Source organism: Streptomyces sp. (assembly GCF_031181705.1).
In the GTDB taxonomy this organism is placed as follows: Bacteria; Actinomycetota; Actinomycetes; order Streptomycetales; family Streptomycetaceae; genus Streptomyces.
In genome coordinates this window covers 1-4,687 of record NZ_JAPSKN010000194.1, presented here as the reverse complement: position 1 = coordinate 4,687, position 4,687 = coordinate 1, and the positions used below count along the sequence as shown (strand labels likewise).

The 4,687-nt window shown below is 72.7% G+C and carries 3 protein-coding genes; 1 reads left to right on the top strand and 2 read right to left on the bottom strand.

Features of this window, described 5'->3' with window-relative positions; translation table 11 throughout:
- Nucleotides 1-152 precede the first annotated feature (152 nt).
- Both hrpB and RIN80_RS25025 read right to left on the bottom strand, forming a co-directional pair.
- Nucleotides 153-2,693, bottom strand: coding sequence for an ATP-dependent helicase HrpB (gene hrpB, locus RIN80_RS25030; protein WP_309097910.1), 2,541 nt, complete (start codon nt 2,691-2,693; stop codon nt 153-155).
- A 49-nt stretch (nt 2,694-2,742) separates the two neighbouring features.
- On the bottom strand, nt 2,743-3,552 hold the full coding sequence (locus RIN80_RS25025) for a class I SAM-dependent methyltransferase (protein WP_309097913.1): 810 nt from the start codon (nt 3,550-3,552) through the stop codon (nt 2,743-2,745).
- 363 nt (nt 3,553-3,915) lie between these two features.
- Between RIN80_RS25025 and RIN80_RS25020 the strand changes: the two genes are divergently transcribed.
- Nucleotides 3,916-4,687: S1 RNA-binding domain-containing protein (locus RIN80_RS25020; protein ID WP_309097909.1), on the top strand; the 772-nt coding region annotated here is incomplete at its 3' end.

The following is a 4,687-nucleotide window of genomic DNA, read 5'->3' as shown; positions in this document are numbered from 1 at the left end:
GCGGAGGGGCGCCGTTGTCCGTGCGGGCGGGCGTCGTTGTGCGTGCGACGTGCTCCTGTGTCAACGTCCGTCCGAGGGGAGGCCCCGCATGCGTGCCCTCGTCGCCGCCACCACCGGCCCCGCCGCCACGGAAGCCGAGGACCCGTCGCCGGTCACCGCCTGAGCCGCGCGTTGGTGTGCCGCGTCGGTTCGGCCCCGGCCGGATCCTCCGGCCACGGATGCTTCGGGTACCGGCCGCGCAGCTCCGCCCGTACGCCCTTGTAGCCGTCCCGCCAGAACGAGGCGAGATCGGCGGTGACGGCCACCGGCCGCCCGGCCGGGGACAGCAGATGCACGAGCAGGGGCACGCCGGCCACCCGGGGTGACTCCTGGAGGCCGAACATCTCCTGCAGCTTCACCGCGAGCACGGGCTGCTCGGCCCGCGCGTAGTCGATCCGGATCCGCGACCCGCTCGGCACGGTCATCCGCTCCGGGGCGAGTTCGTCGAGCCGCCCGGCCTCACCGGACGCCCACGGCAGCAGCCGGGCGAGCGCCTCCCCGGCGTCGATCCGCGCCAGATCCGCCCGCCGCCTGGCCCGGCTCAGCTCCGGCTCCAGCCACTCCTCCACGCGCGCGTGGAGCGCGTCGTCGGAGACGTCGGGCCAGGGCTCACCGAGGTGCAGCCGCAAGAACGCGAGCCGCTGCCGCAGAACACCGGCATCCGGCGACCACCGCAGCACCCCGAACCCTTCCCGCCGCAGCCCGTCCAGCAGCGCACCACGCACGAGGCCGGGATCGGCGTCCTTCAACGGCCGCACCGCCAACTCCACGGCCCCCAGCCGCTCCACCCGCCGCGCCACGACGTCCCCGCCGTCCCAGCGCACCTCGTCCCGCTCCTCCAGCAACGCGCGGGCCGCGAGCCGGGCCGTCTCCTCGTCGACGACAGCCCCGAGCCGCACGCGCGCGTGCCCCTTGCCGACGGGCCGGTCGGCCACGGCGACAGCGACCCAGGGGGAACCTTGCAGCGCGCTCCCGTCCCCGGCCTCGGCACGGGTTCCGGACGCCATGAGGTACGACCCACCGTCGATCTTGGCGACACGCTCGGGAAAGGCGAGAGCGGCGACGAGCCCGACCTGGTGTTCTTCCGAGGAGTTCGCCCACGCGTCGACCCGTGCCTCTGGACGCGAGATACGGGCGGGTGGCTGGGAAACCCCGGAAACGACGGCCCGCAGCCGCCGGACTTCCGCTCGCCACCGTCCCGAATAGGCGTCACCCCCACGCCGGGCACGACGCAACGCACCCGCCAGATCATCCCCGTACTCCCGCGGAGGCTCCTCACTGAGCAATGCGATGACCTCAGCGGCCCTCTCCGCCCCGACCAAGCCGGACCCGTCAAGCAATGCCCGCCCCAGCCGGGGATGCAACCCCAGCCGAGCCAGCGCAGCGCCCCGCTCGGTGGCCCGCCCGCCGGAGTCGACCGCCCCCACCGCCGCCAGGACATCCCGCGCCGCCGCCATCGCCCCACCCGGCGGCGGGTCCAGCAGCGCCAGCCCGGACGCGTCCGGATCCCCCCAGCACGCCACCTGAAGCGCGAACGCCGTCAGGTCGGCCACCTTGATCTCCGGCGAGGGAAAACGCGGCAGACGCGCGTCCTCGGCCTCCGCCCAGCACCGGTAGACCACCCCCGGCGCCTCACGCCCCGCCCGCCCCGCCCGCTGCCGCCCGGCCGCCTGCGAAGCCCGCACCGTCGTCAGCGCGCTCAGCCCGCGCGCGTGGTCGACGCGAGGCTCCCGCGCCAGCCCGGAGTCGACGACCACGCGCACCCCGGGAACCGTCAGCGACGACTCCGCCACCGACGTGGCCAGCACCACCCGGCGCCGCTCCCCGCCGGCCAGCACCGCGTCCTGCACGGCCGCGGACGCCCGCCCGTGCACCTGAAGCACCTCTACGTCCCCGAGCTCCCCGAGCTGCCCCGCGACCCGGGCGATCTCCCCCACGCCCGGCAGGAAACACAGCACGTCCCCGTCCCGCTCGGCCAGTGCCCGCCGCACCACCGACGCCACATGCGTCAGCAGTGCCGGATCGACACGCATCCCGTGCGGCGGCCGTACCGGCCTCATCGGCGGCGCCCAGACGACCTCCACCGGATACGCAACCCCCTGGGCCTCGACCACCGGAGCGCCGCCCAGCAGTGCGGCCCACCCCTGGGCGTCGGTCGTCGCCGAGGCGGCCACCAGCCGCAGCCCGGGGCGCAGCGTCTGCCGTACGTCCCACAGGAACGCCGCCGCCGTGTCCGCGTCCAGATGCCGCTCGTGGCATTCGTCGAGCACCACCACGTCCGTGCCGGCCAGCTCCTGGTCCCGCTGCACCCGCTGCACCAGCACACCGGTCGTGACGACCTCCACGCGCGTGTGCCGCCCGACGACGCGTTCCCCGCGCACGGTGTAGCCGACGCTCTCGCCGACCTTCTCGCCCAGCAGCCACGCCATCCGCCGCGCCGCCGCCCGGGCCGCGATCCGCCGCGGCTCGGCGACGATCACCCGCCGCCGGGGACCCTCCCCGAGCAGCCCCGCCAGGGCCAGCGGCACCAGGGTCGTCTTCCCGGTGCCGGGCGGAGCCACGAGGACGGCGGTGCCGTGCCCCGCCAGGGCCTCGTCCAGGGCGGGCAGGGCACCGCGTACGGGCAGGGCGTCCAGGGCGTCGTAACGGATCACGTTCCTCAGTGTCGTACGGCGGGGGAGCCGCCCCGCACGCGTGTGTGCCTCAGTCCCGCTCGCACACGAAGATCGCCGTCCCGGGGATCAGGTTCCCGCGCAACGGCGACCAGCCGCCCCACTCGGAGGTGTTCCAGGCCGGCCACTCCGGCTCCACCAGGTCCACCAGCCGGAAGCCCGACGCGACGACGTCCCGGACGCGGTCGCCCAGGGTGCGGTGGTGCTCCACGTAGACCGCGCGGCCCTCCTCGTCCTGCTCGACGTAGGGCGTGCGGTCGAAGTACGAGCCGGACACCGACAGCCCCTCGGGGCCCGGCTCGTCCGGGAAGGCCCAGCGGATCGGGTGCGTCACCGAGAAGACGAGACGGCCACCGGGCCGCAGCACCCGGCGCACCTCGCGCAGCACCAGGCGCGGATCGGCGACGAAGGGCAGCGCCCCGTACGCGGAGCAGGCCAGGTCGAACGAGCCGTCCGCGAAGGGCAGCGCACCGGCGTCGGCGCACACCAGCGGGAACGTTCCGCCGATCCGCAGCGCGTGCTGCAGCTGCCGGTGCGAGATGTCCAGGGCCACCGGACGCGCCCCCTGGGCGGCCAGCCAGCGCGAACACTGGGCGGCGCCGGCGCCGATCTCCAGCACGTCCCGGCCCTTCAGCTCCTCCGGCGGGCCGAGCAGCTCCGCCTCCACCTCGTCCAGACCCTCGGGGCCCCACACGAAGCGGTCGTCGCCGAGGAACGTGCCGTGCTCGGTCTGGTACTCGTCCGCGTTGCGGTCCCACCAGCCACGGTTGGCGCGGGAGCTCTCCGCGACCCCGGCGGTACGCCGGGTGGCCTCGGGTTCGGACGCTTCGGGCTCTTGGATGATCGGCTCCCTCGTCGTACTCTTCCGTCCAGCCGGTCCCGGAGGTCACGAAGGGGTCGTCGCAGGGCCTACGTGGCCTCGAACGACTCGACTTGTGCCGGGTATGCGGTGTTCCGCCCCGCGTGGGCGGCTTCGCGCATTGACCCTGCCCGGCTGCCCCCGTATGCTACAAGTTGCGCTGCGGGCCTGCGCACCTCAGACGTAGCAGGCTGCGCTCGCATCTGTATGTATGTCCCCTCGGTTGTCGAGGCGCCACCGATGTTGTGTGGCGCTTCCTTGGCTGTCCGGCTTCTGCAGAGCGAAACGGGCTCCCGGCGTAGCAGTACCTACGACTTCAATGTCCGTACCGGAGCCCTTTCCCACATGACGAGCAGCACCGAGACCACCGCCACCACCCCGCAGGTAGCGGTCAACGACATCGGTAACGAGGAAGCCTTCCTCGCCGCGATCGACGAGACGATCAAGTACTTCAACGACGGCGACATCGTCGACGGCGTCATCGTGAAGGTCGACCGGGACGAGGTCCTGCTCGACATCGGTTACAAGACCGAAGGCGTGATCCCGAGCCGCGAGCTCTCGATCAAGCACGACGTCGACCCCAACGAGGTCGTCGCCGTCGGTGACGAGATCGAGGCCCTCGTCCTCCAGAAGGAGGACAAGGAAGGCCGCCTGATCCTCTCGAAGAAGCGCGCCCAGTACGAGCGTGCCTGGGGCACCATCGAGAAGATCAAGGAAGAGGACGGGATCGTCACCGGTACCGTCATCGAGGTCGTCAAGGGTGGTCTCATCCTCGACATCGGCCTCCGTGGCTTCCTTCCGGCCTCCCTGGTCGAGATGCGCCGCGTCCGCGACCTCCAGCCCTACGTGGGCAAGGAGCTCGAGGCCAAGATCATCGAGCTGGACAAGAACCGCAACAACGTGGTCCTGTCCCGCCGTGCCTGGCTGGAGCAGACCCAGTCCGAGGTCCGCCAGACGTTCCTCACGACCCTCCAGAAGGGTCAGGTCCGTTCCGGCGTCGTCTCCTCGATCGTCAACTTCGGTGCCTTCGTGGACCTGGGTGGCGTCGACGGTCTGGTCCACGTCTCCGAGCTGTCCTGGAAGCACATCGACCACCCGTCCGAGGTCGTCGAGGTCG